Source organism: Aliinostoc maniaoense (assembly GCF_058172895.1).
On the sequence record NZ_CP187952.1, the window covers coordinates 493251 to 515360 of the forward strand.

The window sequence follows — 22110 nt, forward strand, 5'->3', positions numbered from 1 at the left end:
TATTTCCGCAATTATTCGGAGAGATTAATGCGATCGCTAAATTCTGAGTTATAAGCTTCCTCGCCATGTTCGTGAATATCTAACCCCTGGTCTTCGGCTGTTTCCTTGACTCGTAGCCCTACAGTAGCGTCAATAATTTTGAGAATTATCCAAGTTCCAGCCGCCGCAATTACATAAGCAATAATAATTGCTGCTAGTTCTACCCCTAATTCCCCAAAGTTACCCCGTAGTACACCGTCTTTACCGTTGGCATTAACTTCCGCCGTAGCAAAGAAGGCTGTTAAAATTGCCCCGACTGTGCCGCCAACACCGTGTACAGGATAGGTGTCTAAGGCATCGTCAACATTTAGCTTGTGCTTGAAACTCACCGCATAGAAACAGACGAAAGAGGTGATAAACCCAATCAAAATTGCCGATAAGGGGACGACAAAGCCGGCGGCTGGGGTGATACCTACTAAACCAGCAACCGCCCCTGTAGCCGCACCTACAGCCGTTGGTTTACCCCGTAAAGTTGCTTCCAAAATTAACCACATCAAAGCCCCGGCAGCTGCTGAGGTATTCGTAGCTACAAAGGCAGTAGTAGCAACATTTGTCACCAAGTTACCAGAACTACCACTAGCTAGAGATAAAGCACTGCCAGCATTAAAACCAAACCAACCAAACCAGAGTAAACCCGCACCCAACAAAATCAATGGCACACTGTGGGGAGGGCTGAGGCGGTCGGGGTGGGCTTTGCGAGGCCCCAAGACAATGGCGGCAACCAAAGCAGAAACACCAGAACTAATATGAACTACTGTACCGCCAGCAAAGTCCAGCGCACCCAAACCACCATATAAACCCAAGAAACCGCCTTTAGCCCAGACCATATGCGCTAAAGGAGTGTAAATTAAGGTTGACCACAATAGGACAAACAGACAATAGGCGCGAAAACTCATCCGTTCGGCGATCGCACCAGAAATCAACGCTGGGGTGATAATAGCAAACATGGCTTGATAAATCATGTATGCTTGGTGGGGAATCGTCGGCGCGTAGGAAACTACATCTACCGGGGCTGAACCTTGGAGATAGTTAGTTGTTTCTAAGCCCACACCGTTTAAACCCAACCACTGTAAGCCACCGATAAACGGCAACCCAGGGGCGAACGACAAACTATAACCCCATAACACCCAGGTAACACCCACAATAGCCATCAATACAAAACTCATCATCAATGTATTGAGGATATTCCGCGATCGCACAAACCCACCGTAAAAAAATGCTAATCCTGGTGTCATCAACAACACTAATCCAGAACAAATCAGCATAAATGCGGTGTCTCCAGTATCAGCAGGCGGAGTATTAACCGGAGTTTGAGCCAACGCACTCCCCATCAAAGGACTTGCAAGCATAAGTAGGGTAAAAAACCCAATCACTAAAAATTTCTTGATCACGTCTTTTTCCCTGAACAGCAGTTACTTTGTATACTTAATGACATTTGATTACTTTTTTCAGAGAATTTTTGTCTTGCAAGTTACTGCCATTGAGTTTTCGGGAAATTTTAAGAAAAAACTAATTTATAGTTAAAACTTACGCCTGATGTAAATTAGGAAAACCATCTATCCCATAAATATTAGGGGCGGGTTAACAAACATCATTCATGAGCAACTTTTGATCTCGGTGAACCCGCCCCTACAAATATCGAGGGGTTCACTTAGTAATTAATATTACAAACACCCAACTTCACTAGTCAGTTAATTACGAATTACGAATTGCTAATTACGAATTATTTGACTTCCCCTCCCCTTATATAGATAAAAATTTGTATTCTAAAGTTAATAGGTCTTAATAGTTCTTAGAGAAACTGGTGCAAGAAGATTTTAGATTAATTGTTGATTTGGTGGCTGTTTTAGGCGTTGCAGCTTGTGGCGGTTTATTAGCCGCTATGCTAAAACAACCGGTGCTGCTGGGCTATCTCATCGGTGGGATGGTGGTGGGGCCGGCTGGGTTGGGGGTGATTAAAGAAGTTGTGCAGGTGGAAACCCTGGCACAGTTTGGCGTGGCTTTCTTATTATTTGCCTTGGGTGTGGAGTTTTCCTTTGCAGAACTTAAAAAAGTGAAAGCGATCGCTCTTGGTGGTGGGGGGCTACAAATCGCCTTGACAATCCTGATTACAGTTTTGCTGTGTGGCTTAACGGGCGCATGGGGAAGTTTACCCGCTAAGGGTGTGTTCTTAGGGTCAATTTTGTCTCTGTCTTCAACGGCGGTGGTGCTGAAATGCTTGATAGAGCGCAACGAAACCGAAACTCCCCACGGTCAGGTAATGTTGGGGATTTTGGTAGTTCAAGACTTAGCTTTGGGTTTGATGCTGGCCGTATTACCTGCACTCCATGAACCAGGAGAAGCCATTGGTATTGCTGTGATCACAGCCTTGGTGCGAATTGGTTTATTTGCGGCTGGGGCAGTGGTGGCAGGAATTTGGCTGATTCCGCCTCTGCTGAGATTGTTAGCCCGTACTGAAAGCCGAGAACTATTTCTATTAGGTGTAGTAGCGTTGTGCTTGGGAATTGCCCTGCTGACAGAATATTTAGGACTCTCCATTGAGATGGGGGCGTTTGTCGCCGGGTTAATGATTTCTGAAGTGGAGTACGCCGACCAAACTCTAACTTATGTAGAACCACTGCGGGATATTTTTGCGAGTTTGTTCTTCGCTGCCATTGGGATGTTAATTGATCCGGTGTTTTTGTGGAACAACCTAGAATTAATTTTAGGGTTAGTGGCTTTAGTATTCGTCGGCAAGTTTTTAATTATCACTCCCTTAGTAAAACTGTTCCGTTATCCGCTAAAAACCGCCTTAATTGCTGGGTTAGGACTGGCGCAAATTGGGGAATTTTCCTTTGTGTTAGCTAGTGAAGGACAAGTTTTGGGGTTGGTATCTCGGCGGATATATTTACTGATTTTAGGAACTACCGCCGTCACACTGATGCTCACTCCCTTTGTGTTGCGGTTAGTCCCCTTTTTATTTAACTTGATGGAATCAATGCCTTGGCTACAACCGTATTTAGATGAAACTCAAGCCAAAGATGTTTCCGAAGAACTACCTTTTAAAGATCATATAGTAGTGTGTGGCTACGGGCGAGTCGGGCGGAATTTAGTCAGGTTGTTACAGCAACACGATCTCCCTGTAGTCGTAATTGACCAATCTGAAAGCAGAATCCAGCAGTTACGGGAAGCAAAAATACCTTACGTCTACGGTAATTGTGTGAGTTTACACGTTTTAGAGACAGCTGGGGTTAATCATGCTAAAGGAATGGCGATCGCACTTCCTGACCCTATGAGTATCCGTCTTTGTCTTAAACGCGCTTTAGAATTGTGTCCTGAATTAGATTTAGTTGTCCGGGCTACCCAAGATAAAAATATTGAGTTGCTGTACCAATTAGGGGCGAGGGAAGTAGTTCAACCGGAATTTGAAGCTAGTATTGAAATGGCCACTTATCTATTAATAGGCTTAGGCTTGACTCCTGGTGTCTTACAGCAGGAAATGCAGCAAATCCGCAGCGATCATTACTTAGATTTTCGCCCAGAACGCAGTGCTGATGAAGTTTCTCGCCATTTACAGCAAATAACTCAAGATTTAAATCGGCGTTGGTATCCTCTCCCATCCAACTCACCCTTAATTGGGATGAGTTTAGGGGAAGCGGATATGCGTTATTTAACAGGTGTAAGTTTAATGGCCATTCGTCGCGCCAACGGCGAAGAAATAGACTATCCCAACCAACACACCAGATTAGAACAAGGCGATCGCTTATTAGTCGTCGGAGCATCAGAAGAACTAGCCGCCCTAGCCGAATTAGCTCAAGGTAAAATAGCTGTCCCCGGAGAAAACACCGCCTGTCAATGGATTCAAATTGATGATCATGCCCCAATTTTAGGCAAAACTATCGCAGATTTAATGGGAAATTCCCAATTTGGCGTAAAAATCCCCGCCATACGCCGGGATGGCAAGTTTATGCGTTCTCCTGATCAAAATCTAGATTTGCGAACCAGTGACCAAGTCCTGCTGTGCGGCAACTTGAGCAGTTTAAATCAACTGCAACAGATGTTTATGGATGTTAGGGGTGTAGGGGTGTAGGGGTGTAGGGGTGTAGGGGTGTAGGGGTGTAGGGGTTTTCAATACCTGTTCCCCCAACCTGTTATTCTCTATCGCTGGCTTTCATGTAAGCGATCGCTGCTTTCCAAATAGTAATTTGTTGACTATTTTCATCCATAATACAAATACAATTGGGGTCTTGCCATAAAATTCTCCCCGTGAGTAAATCACCTGTAAGGAGCTTGAATTGTACTGCTCCGGTTTGTTTAATCAGGGTTTGCACTTGGCGAATGCTAGGCAGTGAAGTATCAAAATCGGTGATAGTCATCTTTGTAATAATGGAATAATTGAGGGACTAGGGACTGGGGAGTGGAAGGGAGCAGGGAGCAGGGGGAGACAAGGGAGACAAGGGAGACAAGGGAGACAAGGAAGAAAGATTTACTCCAATGCCCCATGCCCCATGCCCCATTCCCCATTCCCCATGCCCCATGCCCCATTCCCCATTCCCAATACCTAATCATTGATAATTCATCATCAGGAAAATGGCAATCGAATTTACTAAGTATCACGGTTTAGGCAACGACTTTATTTTGATTGATAATCGCGCGTCCAGCTTGCCTGTGTTGACTCCTGAGCAGGCTGTGAAGTTATGCGATCGCCATTTTGGTATCGGTGCTGATGGTGTTATTTTTGCCTTACCTGGGGAAAATGGCACAGATTATACTATGCGGATTTTTAATTCCGATGGCTCAGAACCGGAAATGTGTGGTAATGGGATTCGCTGTTTAGCAGGATTTTTGGCAGACTTAGAAGGCATATCCCGCCAACAAGACACCTATCGTATTCAAACCTTAGCAGGTGTGATTACACCCCAACTCATGCCCGATGGTCAAGTGAGGGTAGATATGGGTGTACCACGATTGCTGGCTGATGAAATACCTACTACCTTGGGTGCGGCTGATGCTAAAGTCATTAACCAACCCCTAGAAGTAGAAGGGAAAACTTGGGATGTCACCTGTGTAAGTATGGGTAATCCTCACTGTATTACCTTTGTAGATGATGTGGCCACAATTCCCTTAGAAAGTATCGGCCCGAAATTTGAACATCACCCAGTCTTTCCCCAACGTACCAATACTGAATTTATCGAAGTAGTCAGCCGTGATTACTTAAAAATGCGCGTCTGGGAAAGAGGCGCAGGAATTACCCTAGCTTGCGGCACTGGTGCGTGTGCTTCCTTGGTGGCTGGTGTCTTAACCGACAAATGCGATCGCGCCGCTACTATAGAATTACCCGGTGGTTGTCTACACATTGAATGGTCAGAATTAGATCAACGACTCTACATGACAGGCCCGGCTGAGAGGGTATTCACAGGTAAAGTCTAATATTAGGGCATCGGGCATTGGGCATTGGGCATTGGGCATTGGGCATTGGGCATTGGAGTAAATCTTTCTCCCTTGTCTCCCTTGTCTCCCTTGTCCCCCTGCTCCCCTGCCCCCTGCTCCCCTGCCCCCCTGCCCCCTGCCCCCCGCTCCCCCTGCTTTTTCATTGTTCACCCGATTGGGTGAATGCGATCGCTAAATCAAGAATTAACCTGAAGTAAGACACAGTTTTTACAGTGAACAGTCAACAGTACACGCTTGGTTTAAGTCCCCCACCATAGGCTGTCAGGACTGATAACTGATAACTGGTTTAATGTTGTTACAGATGATGCAAATAGCATAAAAATCTGCTAAAAACTGTCACAATAGCTATGATTCCCCCAGTTAGTTGCAGGTTAAAAGGTCAAAAAGTGGATGAAACTGCTCAATTCTGGACTCAAATAGATTGTCAAGCACAAACAATCTCTTGTTTAGAAAGAATTGCAGTCAATGTACCGGGGATGATTTTTCAATTTCTCCTCAAACAAGATGGTTCTCGGTATGTATTTTATGTGAGTTCTGGTAGTCTAACGCTGTGTGGATTAGCACCATCTGTCATTAAATCTCATTGGCAAGTGTTAGAAACACTGGTGCATCCAGATGATATCAAAAGCTGGGTAGAATCTATGGCGATCGCCGCAGCTAGTGTTACTCCTTGGCGTTGGCAAGGTCGCATCATCACCCCTAGCGGTCAAGTAAAATGGATTGACTCTCATGCTCAACTGCAACTACAGGCTAATGGTGATTTGCTTTGGGATGGTTTGGTGATGGATATTACAGACCGCAAACAAGTACAGGCACAATTGCAAACCACACAAGCACGGTATCAAGCGATTTTAAATGCCCAACCTGATTTTATGTTTTGCATCAGCCGAGATGGTGAATATCTCGATTTAAAAGGCGATGGCGAAAATATAACTTTATCTAGAGCAGAAATCATTGGCAGAAGTTTGCAGGATGTTTTACCAACGGATGTAGCTGCTATCAGTCAGGAAATTATTCACAAAACCTTGGAAACGGGAAGTTTGCAAACCTGTGAATATCAATTACCCACACCTTTGGGAGTGCGAGATTATGAGGCGCGCTTGGTGGTGAGTGGTGATGATGAAGTATTGGCCATTGTCAGGGATATCACTGAGAGTAAGGCAGCAGAAAGCACTTTGGAGAATTTAGCACAAAAGTTTTCTAAAGCCTTTAATTGCAGTCCCGATCCTATTACTATCAGCACCCTGAAGGAAGGACGCTATGTAGAGGTGAATGATAGTTTTGTGCGACTGTCTGGTTATGAGCGCGATGAAGCAGTGGGTCGTACAGCTTTAGAATTAAATATTTGGGTAAATGAGAGCGATCGCACTCAATTATTACAAAAATTACAGACTCAGGGAGTAGTGCATAACGAACAATTCGCATTACGGCGCAAATCTGGGGAGGTGATTACATCTGTAATTTCAGCAGAGGTGATTGATTTAGAGGGCATCCCGCACATTTTAGCCATCAATCATGATATTACAGCAGAATTAGCGATCGCTACCCAACAGGTTAAACTCTACCAAGAATTAGCCGACCTCAACGCCAATTTAGAACAGCAAGTAGAAGAACGCACCGCCCAATTACAACAAAAAATGCAGGAATTAGCAGAAATTCACCGCATCAAAGACGTTGTATTACACACCGTCGCCCATGATTTACGCACTTCTGTTATGGGTAACTTGATGGTGTTGAAGAATCTTTTGGGGAATGGGGACAAGGGAGACAAGGGAGAAAGATTTACTCCAATGCCCAATGCCCAATTCCCAATGCCCCATTCCCCATCTCAAATTACCGTTCCTAAATCAATTATTGAACGGATGATTCAAGGCAGTGATAGACAATTGGGGATGCTAGATTCATTGTTGGAAATTCATGCTTGTAAAGAACAAGGAATGATTCTGCATCGGGAATTGGTGTCATTTAACCATTTGTTTGAAAGAATTACTAGAGATTTACAACTCCTTTTGAGTCAAAATCAAGCCACTATCAAAAATTTACTCTCCGCAGATTTACCATTAGTGATGGTAGATGTAGGCAAGTTACAGAAAGTCTTGCTGAATTTATTTACTCATAGCCTGCTACATAATCCCCCAGGGCTGAACTTTATCATCAAGGCTACAGTGGAAAATGGTATGATTCGCACTTACATTCAAGAGAATGGTATAAATCTGAGTAAACTAGAATGCGATCGCCTGTTTGATTTATATATCCGCGATCCTCAAGCCTCCTGTTCTACAGCTATTAGCTTAAAAATGTATCTCTGTCGGCAAATTATTCAAGCACATGGGGGTGAAATTGGTGTAATTCGTCACCGGAAAAAAGGTTTAACTTTCTGGTTTACCCTCCCTTTTGATAATTCTTAATTAGAAAGCAATGTAGCGAATAAATTAAGTCAAAGTTAAAGGACACTAGGGGTTGAAAATTTGGTATAAAATTTATACACATTCACTAAATTTTGGCAAAGTATCCAAATCTATAAACCGTTGCCAATTATGGATTTGTTAATTTTAATTGGTATTAGGGAGTGTAATTTTATTTATGATGTGGTTTGAAAAATTAACAGGTTTTGCTGAAGAATCACCAGAGCAGGTGAGGCAGAATATCACTGTTGACGGTAATGTCCTCAAATCCCATGTCAATGGCAAAGAATTGATTTGCGGTCAGTTGGAAACACCTTCTTTAGCCGAACTCAAAAACCGTGTCCATTCACATAGATATAAACCAGGAAAAATATCAGTACGCCAAATAGTGGCGAATGTCCAGAGTTTGCATATAAACGAATCTAACGCTGATTCACTATTCCAAGTAGCTTCTCAGTTCAATCTCCTGGAAATGGTGTCTCCAAATAAAACCCCTGAGCGTGGTGTAGGAATTTACGAGTATGATCATACCCAAGGGCCAGCCTGTGCTGTTGCAGCAGGGGCAGGGACGATTTATCGTAATTATTTTGCAGTTGTCAATGGGCAAATTGGGCAATCAACAACAAATCAAATCGATTGTCTGGCGGATATAGGCGCAGCACTAGGAAATTCCCATAACCGTCTTTGGGAAATGAAAAACGGTTATGCTTTGGCATCACATAGCGGGTTGGTTGAGATTTCAAATCAACTTCGTGGATTAAATGAGCAGAAATTTGATCAATTGCGACAGTTGTTAAAAATCGGTATTCAATGGAATACGCAAGTGACGCTCAATGACTGCAAACACACAGTTTCACAAGCTTACTGTTCCGCCTTGCCAGTTGCTTATTCTTCTCATGATTCAGACTTATGGGCAGAATTTGCACGGCTAGTTTTAGAAGCATCTTATGAGGCGACTATTTGTACTGCCATCTTAAATTCCGTCAACAATGGCAACAACAGATTGTTTCTCACCCTGCTTGGCGGCGGAGCATTTGGCAACCGCAGCAATTGGATTGTTGCAGCAATACAGCGTGCCTTGAATCTCTACAAGGATTTTGATCTTGATGTAGCGATTGTAAGTTATCGCTCACCCAATCAATATATCCAAGAATTGGTAAACCAATTCAATCAGTAGAACTCACCTGAAATTTCAACACACTGTTCAAAAGTCAAGGTATTATGGGAGGCTGAAAACAGGAAGCACCTTCAATGTGAAAGGTAAAACACTAATGGCTACCTGGTTAAGAACAGTGGAAAGGTGGTGGAGAGAAGTAATTCCTACACCAACTATCAATGAAGTCAGTAATATTTACAAATTGCGCCACCCCAAAGAATGGGAATGGCTAGCTAATAGACATCGCTTTTTGTGGCAAAGGCTTTATTTGTGGTTATGGCTAGCATTGATTTGTCTAACAACTTTCACTTTGCGAAATATTTACGATTTATTTTTTCCTCTGCGGGAGTTGGAGATATTACCCCAGGTTTGGAAAACTCAAGGCTTGGTGATGAATGCAGGTATGTTATTCAGCCTCATCATCTGCTTTGTTTTGCATAGAACTAAATTCGGTCGTCGCCACCCACAAATACTATTTTTAGGCTCATCTTGGTCGTTGGGTTTAGCTTCTCAAATATTCGGTACTCTCAAAGGCTTGGCACTCCCTGATATTCCTGGCTGGTCGCTGCTGTTTTTAAGCCAGGCTACATTTATACCTACTCATTGGAGTTTACACTTAATTTCTCAATTAGGAGTGTTGATTTACTATTTTGGTGTGAATACTCTCCTAGGTTTGAAAACACCCATACCTGAACGGCCAGAAATCTATAATGTAACGTTGATTTTATATATTTTTTGGTTTTGTGTTATCTGTGATATTAGTGTTTATCTATACGACCGCCTGCAACGCTCAGAATTTTACGCCCGCAAAGAATTAGAAGCTACTAATAAAAAACTCCAGCTAGCAGAAGCGAAGTACCGCAGTATCTTTGAAAATGCTATTGAAGGCATCTTCCAAAGTAGCCCTGATGGTCGTTATATTACAGCTAATCCGGCATTGGCTCGCATCTATGGTTACTCATCTTCTCAAGAGGTGACAGATAATTTTACAGATATTGAAAATCAGTTATATGTTGACCCGAAACGTCGTGCTGAGTTTGTCCGTTTAATTGCAGAACAAGGTTTAGTTTCTCAGTTTGAGTCCCAAATTTATCGCCAAGATGGTAGCATTGTTTGGATTTCGGAAAAAGCCTATGCAGTCCGTGATGATGAAGGTAAATTACTTTACTATGAAGGCTTAATTGAAGATATCACCCAGCGTAAACAAGCTCAAGAAGCATTGAGAGTATTTTTTCATGCCGTTTCCCATGATTTACGCAACCCCGTTTTAGGATCTGTTTTGGTGTTGCGAAATTTACTCAATCAGGGAGAAGGGAAATACTTAATACCTGTGCCTCGGTCAATTTTAGAACGGATGGTGCAAAGTAGCGATCGCCAATTAAACTTAATTAATTCTCTCATGGAGGCACATATTAGTGATGTCCAAGGTATAGTTTTACAGTGCCAAGCTGTAGAATTAGGTCAGATTGTACAAGCTGCGATCGCAGATTTAGAACCCATACTTGTAGAAAATCAAACCACATTAACTAACCTTGTCACCGCAGATTTACCCTTAGTCAATGCCGACCCCACGCAACTATGGCGAGTATTTGCTAACTTGATTATGAATGCAATTAAACATAATCCTCCTGGCTTACAAGTCATAATTAATGCAGTTCCTCAAGGCGACAAAATTTATTGCACTGTCACTGATAACGGCATAGGTATCAGTCCCCAACAATGTGAACGACTGTTTGACCTTTATTTTCGAGGTGCTAATTTCCGCAATTCTATAAGCTTAGGTTTGGGCTTGTATTTATGTAAGCAAATCATCAATGCTCACAACGGCGAAATTGGTGTAAACAGTCAATTACAACAAGGAGCAACCTTTTGGCTGACTTTACCTCAGTTTCAAGACGTAAGTAAGTCGGTTCAATAAAACCAAACTATGTGAAGAAAAGTAAATAAGGCTCAAACTCTTTCTCCCCCTGCTCCCTGCTCCCTGCCCAATGCCCCATGCCCAATTTAGCAAAATTAATATATCTATCGTTGCATTTGTTAACAGAAATTGCATGGTTATATTGCAGTTTGTTACTGTTTTTTGTGCTTGCTAGGAATATTCCTTTAGACTGAATTTCAATTGCAGAAGATGGGAATAAACACAAATGCACGCAAGCAATTTATTGTGTCACGAGTTTGTAGTTGCTGTATCGTTTGTAGCTTGTATTATTGGCTTAGGCTTACTGTGGAATTGCCAAGATACAAAAAATGATGATCGGGAAGAAACAGAGATAATTTTGTTTAGAATGAGCTTTAGTTACTGGCTTGTTTATTGTGTGGCTTTTGGGCTAGAAAAGATGGTTTTTCACAATTATGAGCCTGTACTCATGACCTTAAAAATAACGACAGCATTGTCATATTTTTTAACTTTTTCGTGTATTTTGAGTTTACCGCTACATAAATTTGCAGTTCACCGAGTTGAAGAATAGCTACATATAGCAGGGAAGATGTGACAGGTGATAACTGCTATACATACTCAATATTTTTTATTATTTCATAGCGATCGCTATGATTTCTTCTAGTTTATCCTGAGCCAGACTCGTCAGGATAAACACCTCCTGCACAGTCTTACCCTGTCTAGCAATGATTTTATAACCGCCACGAATAGGTACAGACACGCGTAATTGCATCTTGGGGGCGTGTCCTTTAACTCTGCCAATTACCCCTGGTGTAATAGTTTGAATACCTTCCTGTTGACACAACCGCTCTAAAATGGGGATCAAACCGGGAAGGTGGGTAGAATGATTCCAAACTAATCTACCCTCTTTACGAGTATTAGTTTTTGAGGTGTCTGCACTGGATTTACCCATAATATTGGTTAAGCTGCCTCTAATGGGGCCATTGTTAAACCAGCCCGACGCAACTGTTGATGATATAATTCTGCTGGTTCTTGAGGGCCTACCCAAACAATCGCTTGCCCTTCATAATGTACCTGATTAGTTAAGTCCCAGGCTAAATCACTAGTCATACCTGGAATATACTTTATCAAACACTCGGCTACGTGTTGAAAAGTATTGAAGTCATCATTTAAAACTATCACTTTATAATTTGGATAAGTCTTACGGACGGTTTGACTAGTCTTTTCAGGCGTGACAGTTGGTGCTGTACCCACAGCGAGAACGACTGCTGAAAGTGTTGTGACCATAAGAGCAGTTAACCAACGGAATTTTACAAAACTACATTACAACTAACTAGTTTAATCCATATGTGGCGATTGGCGACTGGGAACTAAGAATTATTCTTCAGGTAGGGTGCGTCACTTTAAAAACCGGGTTTCTGAAAAAACCCGGTTTTTTGGTGTTCCCTTAAATTCCTGAACTTAAACCTACTCTAAAAGTAAACCCAGGACTATAAATTCTATTGACGCGTTCGTATTGTTCTCCCAAAAGATTTTCTAAGTAAAATGTTAATCCTAAACCCCTGTTTAAAGGAATACGTCCACTCAGATCAAAATTCACATAAGATGCTGTAAAATCTGTATTTTTATCATTGGGATTAATAAACAAAGCTCTACGCGCACCACTGTTATATGTAGCATATAAATTGGCTTGCCATCCATTTTTTTGATAGCCAATACCAGCTTGCAAATTAGAATAGGGAATTAAACCTAATTGCAAACCGCGCTCTGTTCCAGTTTTAATTTGAGCATCGGTATAAGTATAATTCAAAAAAGTTGACCAATTACTCGTAAATTGCCACCGCAGTGCAGCTTCTAAACCATTGGTATCAACTAGCCCGATGTTTTGCCATTGCCCTTGAATAATTCCCAAGCGATTATCTAAACTGCTACCAAAATATGTGAATTGCCCAGTTAAATCTTGAGAAAATTTTACATCTATTCCCGCAGTCCATGATGAGCCTGTTTCCGGTTTTAAATCAGCATTAGATAACCAATTATGCACCGTATCATAAAGATATAATTGGTCTAAGCCTGGGTTACGTTGTCCACCTGCCCAACTTCCCCGCACAGCGAAATTTGGAGACATTGCATAACGTAAACCCACACTAGGATTAAGATAATTACCAAATTGGGAATCAAAGCTTTGCCTTAAGCCTAAATCTATCTGAAATCTATCACTCACATCCCAAGTATTCAACGCAAATAAGGCTGTATTCAAGACACTACGATTTTCTACTTCATTTAAAGCGATTCTATTGGGACTGGTGCTGTTAGTAATTCCATCTAAATTAGTATTTTTTAAATCTAAACCCCAACGCAATCGATTATTTGCACTGAGTCGCCATTCATGGTCTACTCTAGCTGTGAGGTTTTGTGTGTCTAATGTCCCAGTCCGATAGAATGTATTGCCTTGGAACACCGTAGGCCCGTAAGTATTAAAGTAGTCTTGGTTATAACCTAGTGTAGTGGTAAGATGAGAGCCTGGGGCAAGTTGCGATCGCCAAGATAAACCAATATTTAATCCATCATGGTCTAACCTGTCTCTTTGCAAAGGAAACCCAAAATAAATCAACCCACGACGACTACTTAGTTTTTTAACATCAAAACTTAAAGTATTACTCCCATTCAAATCAACAGCAAAACTACCAAAATAGGTACTAGTAGCCGTATCTGCATTGAATAAATTACCGCTAGCATCGCGGTTAGCTGCACCTTGAGGAACTTTATAACGATTATCAATAAAAAATCGTTCAAAACTCAAATTATATCTAAAGTTTTCACCACCACCACTAAAACTAGTTTGTTGATTATTTAAATTCAACGAACCAAATTCTGCTACGCCGTTAAACTTAGGAGTTCTGCTACCTTGTTTAGTAATAATATTAATTACACCACCAAAAGCTGAAGCACCATACAAAGCTGTAGATGCACCACTAGATACTTCTATCCTTTCAATCGCTTCTACAGGAATGCTATTTAAATCTGTAGCACCATGATAGGTATTGACATCATTATTAATCGGTCTACCATTAATTAAAAATACCGACTGATTAATTGAATGTCCCCGATAATATGTGCCTGTGTGAATATCTGCACCATGCCCTACATCATTGATAGCAAATCCCGGCATTCTCTTTAAAACATCAGCAACACTGGTTGCACCTTGTTTTTCAATTTCCTCTTTTTCAATAATGTAAGTTGGTGTAGATTGAGGTAAAGAATCTTCTTGTCCTATGGTTTCTAAAATAATATCTGCATCATCCTCTACTGGAGCTTCAGTTTGTGCTAACTTCTCCGGTTGAATTGTTGGTAGAGGTGATGATGGCATCAATAATTTCGCATCCGTAGAGTGTAAAATCACCTCACTTACTTGCAAAAGATTGGAATTACTATTTTCAGATTCATTATTAATTTCTTTTTCGTTAACTGCAATCTCTGATGCCAATGATGGTGAACCAACTAATACACTCACTAAACTTAATGACAGCACCCCTAACTTTTGCTTCATAGAGTTCTCCACAATTAAAATGATGATATTACGCTTTTAAGTTACACAGTTTTTATCACAGTAGTTGATTGTTAACAGTTGAAGATCAACAGTCAACACAAAAAATGTGCAGATTAGATATATGAAAAATTATTTTCTACCAGAAAACACTATCGATAAATACGAATAAATGTCAAGTGTTTTTATCTGATTTTTTAATTTGACAAACCGTCTTAGTTGTTGTGTTCTGTTATTTTTTTGTTTGACGTATTGTCATATATAAATATGTTGACAATTCAGGTGAAATCCATCAAATTAAATAGATTTGGAGTTGTAAACCATGAAAAGTTTTGATACAATATAGTTCTAAAAATATAATGATAAGTTTTTCATCAAGATATAGATAGGAATCATATTTGATTTCTGAAAAAAACTAAGTACACCTCTGTTACTTCTTTTCCCGTTCCCCCAACCCCGTTCCCCGTTCCCTTTTCCCTACCTACGCAAATAATTTCAATAATCAAGTCGGATTCCTATATTTTAGGGACAATTAATGGATTATCCCTACTCAGATCAAAATTGGAATTAGCAATCTATAAAAATCAGGTTTGATTTGGAGAAAAAATCTAAGTATATGTTGTGGCATGGCAAGCCTTAAATGTTGCATTAGACTTGGATAAAAAACGCAGATAAACGCAGATAAACGCCGATGAAACAATTTTTTTATTGCAACATTTTAGTCGTGTCAGTCCAGTAGGGTGTGTTAGGCGTAAGCCGTAACGCACCGGAAGCTTTGGGGGGTGCGTCAGATATCAAAAATATGTTTATGGAGAGTATTAGAGAAATCTGGCGCACCTTACCACAATATTTAATCAATCCGTAAGTTATTTATCGGGACTTAATCTGCAACAATTGTTTGTATGCCTCTATTCGGCTCTGATGACTGTAAGATACAGATGTAAATTGATCCCGCTTGCGTGCAGTTGGGACTGAAATCTTAGCAACAACCGCAAATGGTGCTACACCTGGGTAATCATCCATCCGCACTACTAGTTGTGCATTCGTTCCTAAATCAGAAATAGAATATCTGCTACCTCTGGTAGTGACACATTCTTCGTCAGTTTGACCAACTTTAATATTACGCTCGTAGGTGTCCGGTTCAGTATCAACTATCGCACCTTTTTTATCCAGCAGTACCAGATCCCACTCTGTGGCTAAGTTGCCGTCGTTACGGACTCTGACACATACCTTAAGTTCATCATCACTCCAGCGATCATAAATGCGATTAGCCTTAACGCTAACGACTTTCAGACTGTGAATAGCTTGATTTCCCAAGGCCTTCTCACCAAATTGACTAACTGCCCAATAAGCATAATCCGCCTGACGCTTACAAGGCCCAGTCATACCAACCCCACCCCATAGCTTGGGATTTGTGACATAACCAAACAAATCCTGACTAACTTTTTGCGAAAGAGAGCGATCTTCACAAATTTTATAGAGATTCTTCCGAAATTCTTCTTCGCACTGTTCTTTAGTTTTACCTGTTTGTCTTAACGTCCCATAACAAATATCGTGCTTTTCACACGCAGGATCAAAAGTTTTGTTATAAGGAAATAAGAAAAACTTCGCCGCAGCCCGTGCTGCTTGACTGTTATTTGGCCCACAGTAGTCGCTGGCAGCCTGAGCCGATTGCATTGTAATTGTTTGTTCAGTGATTGACAAATTAGAAATATAGCTAAAGGTCAAAACCCCTAAAGCCAACGTAGCAATTTTAGTTAATTTTGAACGCAACATTTGATTTCTCTTGAAGGTTATCAGTTAAGCGATTCTCGTTACTCTATTAAGTAATAAGTTAAACTCAATATAATTATGCAAACTCGCAACCAAAACAGTGATTTTTAATTTTTTCGTGTAACGCTGTGAAAGTATTTGAACCTAGTCATGAGACTGATAGCGTCACGCACCAACTATCGATTGTGACACTTGCGTAAGTGCTACTATAGATGATTTATATGCTCATGCTCTGTGTTTGGTCATGAGTAAAAACCCTGAGAAAAGAATATATCAGGGAGATTATGACTCAAAAAATCGAGAATATGAAACTTTCTCTTATCCTCTGGATGATAACTTCTAGGCTTTTAGTGTGAAGCGGCTGACTATTCTTGCTGTAAAGGATCAGTAAAGTTCGGTAATCCTACTAGATTTAGTTACTTTTATCACATTTTTTTATTTTTGAGCATCTAAGATTGAATGTATCAAAGATGCTATTTTACGATTTTTTATGGCTATTAGGAAAATTGAAATTCGTCAGTTAGAGTCAATCAAGGGGGGAATGGTTGAGTTTTTTACTCCTCAAGCAAGTCATGAAACTATGCTGGCACAAATCGCCCCAAATACAATAGATGATTTGTTTGTTCATAAATCCCAAACTGACCAATTACTGGTAGTTAAAGGACAGATTGTACTTGTAAGTTTAATTGATAGGCAATATCAATATATTCCTTTAAGTGAAGATCATCCTGTGGTGGTGACTATTCCTCCTGGGGTGCTGCACGGTGCAATTAATTTAAGTTCACAACCCTGTTTAGTAGTGAATGCTGTGCTGCGTCATCGTCCTACTCAAGCAAGGGATTATATGACTCGTTGTAAACCTTTTCCTTACGATTTGGATGCTGCAACTCTTGCCTTGAAGCAGTTGCAAGCAACAAAGAAAATAGAGATTTTTGGTGTGACACCTACAAAGGTTGTTTAGGGAAGTTTTGATGACGTTACCTTAATAATTTTGCTAGTAACAAAAATAAATAAGGGGATGTTGTCTAGATTTGAAAACAACTGATTTCATACCGAAGTGGGATAAGTAGTATCATTTGTGTTTGCTGGAATAGCCTATAAATCTAGGCTTTCAATCCACAATCCAAAATCCAAAATTGGTATAAAATTTAGCTGATTTGGATTTCACTTTGACCGTTGCGGATAGCCCAAGCCATATCTAGTAGTTGTGTCCAACGCTTTTGTAGTTGCTTAGGGGTACATTTTAGGGTTTTAGCGATCGCTTGATCACTATGTTTAGCAATTTTTAATTCTAATAGTTGCTGTTGTTGGGGAGATATAGCACTAACCAAAGTTTCCCACTGCTGGCCAGATAATCCTAGTTTCTGCTCTAAACCTGCACCTAACCATTGATGTACTAATTGCCAATGATGTTGCTTGGCAAACTTCTGCACATGATATTTAAAGCGTTGTTGCAGATAATCACGCTGACGGCTAGTCAGACCGAGAATTTGGTCAATTTCTGGTGCAGGTAGGTCTTGTAGCTTTAAAGTCAGGTAATCTACACAGTCAGATTGTCCTTGAGACTCTAAATATTGTACTAATTCTGAGATAATGCGATCGCGCTCTGATTCCTCTGAAGGGTCAAAATTAGCTTGAGCAATCATTTGCGCTCTAATTTGTTGTACCGCCGAGTTCCTTTGGTAAGATTCTGCTTCCTCACCTTTGGCAGATTCTACCGCCATTTCAATATCTACAGCTGTTTCTTGGGGCTGACGACGGGCAAAACCTTGGGCGCGTAAAATAACTAATTGTTGATTATTCCCACCAGGTAAATTAATGCGGCGTTTGGCGTACTGTTCAGTAAAAGCCATGTACTCAGCTAACTGTAACTGAGTGCGTGGGGTATAATCTTCCGGTAATTCGTTTTCCCGACGAAAAGCTTTAATGGCTTCAATATAAAATGCCTGGAGAAAATCTTCAATTAAACTGTAACGACCATCAAAACCCAATTCTGAACCTGCTATGGTGACATGACGGTAAACCATCGCCCCCAAACTACTATGTAATTCTACCCGCCCCCTTCTCGAACCTAGTTTATAATAATGTAGGCATTTTTGCAGGCGGTGACGAGATAAGGTAATTTGCCAAGACTTAACTTGACCAGAAGTTTGAATGCGAGAACTCTTATCACAAATGCGCTGAACTTCCTTAATAATGCGCTGGACTATAGCTTCTACACACCTTGGCGTTGCTTTGACTTGAGCTTGCATTTCCTGACATAGCAGTTGCATCAAAGCATTTGTAGGGGCGAAGTCCTCAGTGACAACTTCGTTGACAAAAGCAGATGTAGAGGTTGGTAGATTTGCAAGATTTAGTTTCATGACTATTCCTGGGTGTGGTGTTGCACCTTAAAGGCAATGCACAAACAGTACCTGAAGTCAAGCTTGAGTAGGTTAACCCATCAAAACCTGTTGCAAGCACTGTTCATATATATGACTGTAGGCGATGGAAAAAAGTTACAGAGAAGGTCGTGTGTCGCTTTTTTCACAAGCAACCGAATCGAGGTTAACACAAGCATATTTGCTTTGCCCCTAAAATAGCTAAAAAGCTTAATATGTCTCCATCACTGCCATCATCTTTTATTCCCTCCCGATCCTGGTAAATTATGACAATAGGCAAACTGGAGTATGTTTTCGACATAATTCCGAAATGCTTGAGGGAGGCTGTGAAGTTGAACAGTCAAACCCATGCAGCTACTGCTTCCCAACCTAATCCCCGTCTGGTAATCATGGGTTCATCTCCTGTTAAATCTACGATTGTAGATACTTCATATGTTGGTTCTTGCTCGGTATCTACAATCACATCTACTAATTTATCCAAACGATCAAATAACTCCACGCGTGACAATCTTAATTCTGAATTGAGGGTAAATTTGCTATTATCCATTTCATCGGGTGGTAAATGTGCCGAAGTGGAAATAATCGGGTTTCCTAGAGCTTCTAATAATGCTAAACATACGCTATGATTTGGTACACGAATGCCTGTACTCTTGCGTTTAGGACTTTGTACTAGTTTTGGTACTAATTTAGTAGCAGGGAGCAAAAATGTATAAGTTCCTGGTATGAGTCGCTTCATAATCCGGTAAGCTGTGTCACTCACAAAAGCATAAGTGGTTACATTGGACAGTGAAGGACATAAAAAAGTCAGTGGTTTATCATTTGCTAGCTGCTTAATTTGTCGGACTTTTTCCACCGCAGATTTGACATTTAAATCACAACCGATCGCATAAACTGTATCAGTTGGATATAGCATAACTGCGCCACTAGAAAGAGCCGACCTTATTTCCTCTATTCTGCGACTTTGGGGATTCTCAGGATGGACAGGGATAATTTTTGCCATAAAATGTGGGGTTGGGGTTAAGTATGGGGCATGGGGCATTGGGCATCGGGGAGGCAGCCGCGTGGGCGGGTTTCCCGACTTGAGCGGACTGCCGTCATCGGGCATGGATAATAAAATTTATGCCCTGATCAGTGATATCTCTATTTAGGTAGGGATACACTCTAGCCATTAGGTTCTTTAAACTTAAGCGTTGCACATATTTACATACACAAGCAATTGCTTCATATATTTATTAGGGGCTGGGGACTCTAGGGGAGCAGGGGAGCAGGGAGCAGGGAGCAGGGAGCAGGGAGCAGGGGAGCAGGGGAGCAGGGGGAGACAAGGGAGACAAGGGAGACAAGGGAGAAAGATGTACTCCAATGCCCAATGCCCAATGCCCCATGCCCCATGCCCCATGCCCCATTCCCCATTCCCCATTCCCCATTCCCCATTCCCTATGCCCAATAACCATTAACTTGAATTATGAACAAAATTGCTTATTTTCAATGTCCGGCTGGTATTTCTGGTGATATGTGTTTGGGGGCTTTGGTGAGTCTGGGTGTTCCCCTGGAATATTTAACGGAAAAACTCGATAATTTGGGTATTTCCCAGGAATATAAGTTAAGAGCAGAACTCGTACAAAAAAATGGACAGCAGGCTACTAAAGTCCATGTGGATTTAGTTGAGCATCACCATGATCACCATCACCATCACCATGAACATCATCATGGTCGTCATCTGCCAGAAATTGAGAAGATGATTCTGAAGGCGGGGTTGCCATCACGGGCTGAGGCTTGGAGTTTGGCTGTATTTCGCCAATTAGCGGTAGCTGAAGGGGCAGTACATGGGATTGCTCCTGAAAAAGTGCATTTTCATGAAGTGGGTGCGGTGGATGCAATTGTAGATATTGTGGGTACTTGTTTGGGATTGGATTGGTTAGATATAACTAGCGATGCGGCAGGATTCCCTTTAGTGTATTGTTCGGCATTTCCTACGGGTGGGGGTACTGTACGGGCAGCGCATGGACAAATGGCAGTACCAGTACCCGCAGTTTTGAAGTTATGGGAAATGCGGAGTTGTCCGGTTTATAGTAATGGTATTGATCGGGAACTAGTGACACCAACAGGAGCTGCGATCGCTACTACCTTAGTCAGAGAATTTGGCGCACCACCACCCATGACCATTAAACAAATCGGATTAGGATCTGGTACAATTAATCTCCCTATTCCCAATATACTACGCCTATGGCTGGGTGAAAGTGCTAGTTTACAGACCAATTTCATAGATTCTGGGGAAACTAGCCCAACTCTAGAAACCATTTCTGTACTAGAAACTCAAATTGATGATTTAAATCCCCAAGCTATAGGTTATGTATTTGAAGCTTTGTTTGCGGCAGGTGCAGTGGATGTTTTCACCCAACCCATAGGCATGAAAAAATCCCGTCCAGGGATTTTACTAACTGTAATTTGCCATCCAGAAAATTTACCCAATTGTGAAGCGGTTTTATTTCGAGAAACCACTACTTTAGGCATCCGTCGCACTACCCAACAACGCGCCATCTTAGAACGAGAAATTCAAACAGTCGAAACTAAATACGGCACAGTGCGAATCAAGGTGGCATGGCAAAGACAAGCAGGAAATAAACATATTGTCAATATCCAGCCAGAATACGAAGATTGTGCAGAATTAGCCCGTAAATACAATCTTCCCTGGCGAGAAGTTCACCAACTAGTTTTAAACAGTTGGAAACATACTTCTGTAAATATGGGCGTATGATTTTTTACCTACTAAGAAAACCAGATGCCACATCTGTTTGAGAATTGGCATCTGTTACTTAATTTTGGATAATAGGTATTACTGAACTTATCGGATTGTTCTATTGACTGCATCAGCCGTATCTTCAGCTTGTCGCTGAATATTTGTGGCTGTATCTGCTGCTCCACGCTGAACATTTGTGGCTGTATCTGCTGCTCCACGCTGAACATTTTTTACTAAGTCTTCAGCCGCATTTTGTGTATTTTCTTTGATATTTTTCAATCCGCGCTGAGTACCTTTAGCAACACCTTCCTGCACTTCTTCCGCAGAACTACCCACGTCTTCACCTAGGTTTTTGACTCTTTCACCCAAAGGTGTGCCTTGACGATAATTGCGGACATATTGTTCTGTGCTATCAATGCCTTTTTGTTCGACATTTGTTTTAGCCATGTCTCGCAAAGCTTTAGCCTTAGCTTCTGCGGCTTTTTCGTCGGCTCTAGCTCTGGGATCTACATCACTAAAGTTATTCATTCCACCTTTAGCTGGATTAAGCGGATAACTTTTTGTGGGATCATATCTTTCCACATTAGGAGGTTGATTACTTGGTTGTGGTGGTTGTGCTGCTATACCTGGACGATTACAAGCCTGTATTGTTAACAGAAAAACTCCTGCTAAAAAGGCTGTAAAAATTTTCAGAGGACGAAGGTTTTTTAGCCAATTAATGACTCTATTCATAGTGATACTCCTG

Annotated in this window: 20 protein-coding genes; 10 read left to right on the top strand and 10 right to left on the bottom strand. The window is 41.3% G+C overall.

The window, feature by feature from the left end; translation table 11 throughout:
• Window positions 1–11 precede the first annotated feature (11 nt).
• Window positions 12–1388: an ammonium transporter gene (locus tag ACPZ3T_RS02110; RefSeq protein ID WP_490273348.1), complete on the bottom strand. Its 1377-nt coding sequence runs from the start codon at window positions 1386–1388 to the stop codon at window positions 12–14.
• 455 nt (window positions 1389–1843) lie between these two features.
• Between ACPZ3T_RS02110 and ACPZ3T_RS02115 the strand changes: the two genes are divergently transcribed.
• A complete protein-coding gene (locus ACPZ3T_RS02115) occupies window positions 1844–4108 on the top strand; it encodes a monovalent cation:proton antiporter family protein (RefSeq protein WP_490273349.1) in 2265 nt (754 codons plus the stop codon).
• 61 nt (window positions 4109–4169) lie between these two features.
• On the opposite strand, the gene ACPZ3T_RS02120 is transcribed toward ACPZ3T_RS02115, so the two are convergent.
• Window positions 4170–4394 (bottom strand): Hfq-related RNA-binding protein, encoded by a 225-nt coding sequence (locus ACPZ3T_RS02120; protein WP_490273350.1) that lies wholly within the window; start codon window positions 4392–4394, stop codon window positions 4170–4172.
• Window positions 4395–4435: 41 nt separating this feature from the next.
• Between ACPZ3T_RS02120 and ACPZ3T_RS02125 the strand changes: the two genes are divergently transcribed.
• Window positions 4436–4642 (top strand): hypothetical protein, encoded by a 207-nt coding sequence (locus ACPZ3T_RS02125; RefSeq protein ID WP_490273351.1) that lies wholly within the window; start codon window positions 4436–4438, stop codon window positions 4640–4642.
• Window positions 4609–5448 (top strand): diaminopimelate epimerase, encoded by an 840-nt coding sequence (dapF, locus tag ACPZ3T_RS02130; RefSeq protein ID WP_490273352.1) that lies wholly within the window; start codon window positions 4609–4611, stop codon window positions 5446–5448. Before ACPZ3T_RS02125 ends, dapF begins: the two co-directional genes overlap by 34 nt.
• Window positions 5449–5450: 2 nt before the next feature.
• On the opposite strand, the gene ACPZ3T_RS02135 is transcribed toward dapF, so the two are convergent.
• Window positions 5451–5612 carry a hypothetical protein gene (locus ACPZ3T_RS02135; RefSeq protein WP_490273353.1) on the bottom strand — a complete coding sequence of 54 codons (162 nt, stop codon included), beginning with the start codon at window positions 5610–5612 and terminating at the stop codon, window positions 5451–5453.
• Between the two features lie 204 nt (window positions 5613–5816).
• Between ACPZ3T_RS02135 and ACPZ3T_RS02140 the strand changes: the two genes are divergently transcribed.
• The 4 genes from ACPZ3T_RS02140 (at window position 5817) to ACPZ3T_RS02155 (ending at window position 11498) form a co-directional block, all read left to right on the top strand.
• Window positions 5817–7877 (top strand): sensor histidine kinase, encoded by a 2061-nt coding sequence (locus ACPZ3T_RS02140; protein ID WP_490273354.1) that lies wholly within the window; start codon window positions 5817–5819, stop codon window positions 7875–7877.
• A 175-nt stretch (window positions 7878–8052) separates the two neighbouring features.
• On the top strand, window positions 8053–9051 hold the full coding sequence (locus ACPZ3T_RS02145; RefSeq protein ID WP_490273355.1) for a hypothetical protein: 999 nt from the start codon (window positions 8053–8055) through the stop codon (window positions 9049–9051).
• A gap of 94 nt (window positions 9052–9145) precedes the next feature.
• A complete protein-coding gene (locus tag ACPZ3T_RS02150; RefSeq protein WP_490273356.1) occupies window positions 9146–10948 on the top strand; it encodes a PAS domain-containing sensor histidine kinase in 1803 nt (600 codons plus the stop codon).
• Window positions 10949–11174: 226 nt separating this feature from the next.
• The gene (locus ACPZ3T_RS02155) at window positions 11175–11498 is read left to right on the top strand and encodes a hypothetical protein (RefSeq protein ID WP_490273357.1); all 324 of its coding nucleotides are present in this window, start codon (window positions 11175–11177) and stop codon (window positions 11496–11498) included.
• A 60-nt stretch (window positions 11499–11558) separates the two neighbouring features.
• Here the strand turns inward: ACPZ3T_RS02155 and ACPZ3T_RS02160 are convergent, their stop codons facing one another.
• From ACPZ3T_RS02160 to ACPZ3T_RS02175, 4 genes are all read right to left on the bottom strand, one after another.
• The gene (locus ACPZ3T_RS02160; protein WP_490273358.1) at window positions 11559–11879 is read right to left on the bottom strand and encodes a DUF2103 domain-containing protein; all 321 of its coding nucleotides are present in this window, start codon (window positions 11877–11879) and stop codon (window positions 11559–11561) included.
• 8 nt (window positions 11880–11887) lie between these two features.
• Window positions 11888–12214, bottom strand: coding sequence for an ATP-dependent Clp protease adapter ClpS (gene clpS / locus ACPZ3T_RS02165; RefSeq protein WP_490273359.1), 327 nt, complete (start codon window positions 12212–12214; stop codon window positions 11888–11890).
• 160 nt (window positions 12215–12374) lie between these two features.
• The gene (locus tag ACPZ3T_RS02170; RefSeq protein WP_490273360.1) at window positions 12375–14477 is read right to left on the bottom strand and encodes a TonB-dependent receptor plug domain-containing protein; all 2103 of its coding nucleotides are present in this window, start codon (window positions 14475–14477) and stop codon (window positions 12375–12377) included.
• Window positions 14478–15344: 867 nt separating this feature from the next.
• Entirely contained in the window at window positions 15345–16250 is a 906-nt protein-coding gene (locus ACPZ3T_RS02175; RefSeq protein ID WP_490273361.1) for a phospholipase A2 family protein, read from the bottom strand.
• 487 nt (window positions 16251–16737) lie between these two features.
• Here ACPZ3T_RS02175 and ACPZ3T_RS02180 point away from each other — a divergent pair, with 487 nt between their 5' ends.
• Window positions 16738–17208 carry a cupin domain-containing protein gene (locus ACPZ3T_RS02180; RefSeq protein ID WP_490273362.1) on the top strand — a complete coding sequence of 157 codons (471 nt, stop codon included), beginning with the start codon at window positions 16738–16740 and terminating at the stop codon, window positions 17206–17208.
• A 187-nt stretch (window positions 17209–17395) separates the two neighbouring features.
• Here the strand turns inward: ACPZ3T_RS02180 and ACPZ3T_RS02185 are convergent, their stop codons facing one another.
• Window positions 17396–18610: a HetZ-related protein gene (locus tag ACPZ3T_RS02185; protein ID WP_490273363.1), complete on the bottom strand. Its 1215-nt coding sequence runs from the start codon at window positions 18608–18610 to the stop codon at window positions 17396–17398.
• 358 nt (window positions 18611–18968) lie between these two features.
• Window positions 18969–19628, bottom strand: coding sequence for an L-threonylcarbamoyladenylate synthase (locus ACPZ3T_RS02190; protein ID WP_490277093.1), 660 nt, complete (start codon window positions 19626–19628; stop codon window positions 18969–18971).
• 190 nt (window positions 19629–19818) lie between these two features.
• Here ACPZ3T_RS02190 and ACPZ3T_RS02195 point away from each other — a divergent pair, with 190 nt between their 5' ends.
• Both ACPZ3T_RS02195 and larC read left to right on the top strand, forming a co-directional pair.
• Window positions 19819–20082: a hypothetical protein gene (locus ACPZ3T_RS02195; protein ID WP_490273364.1), complete on the top strand. Its 264-nt coding sequence runs from the start codon at window positions 19819–19821 to the stop codon at window positions 20080–20082.
• An 8-nt stretch (window positions 20083–20090) separates the two neighbouring features.
• Complete coding sequence (gene larC, locus ACPZ3T_RS02200) at window positions 20091–21383, top strand: nickel pincer cofactor biosynthesis protein LarC (protein ID WP_490273365.1); 1293 nt, start codon at window positions 20091–20093, stop codon at window positions 21381–21383.
• An 87-nt stretch (window positions 21384–21470) separates the two neighbouring features.
• On the opposite strand, the gene ACPZ3T_RS02205 is transcribed toward larC, so the two are convergent.
• Window positions 21471–22097: a hypothetical protein gene (locus ACPZ3T_RS02205; protein ID WP_490273366.1), complete on the bottom strand. Its 627-nt coding sequence runs from the start codon at window positions 22095–22097 to the stop codon at window positions 21471–21473.
• Between the last annotated feature and the right edge of the window lie 13 nt (window positions 22098–22110).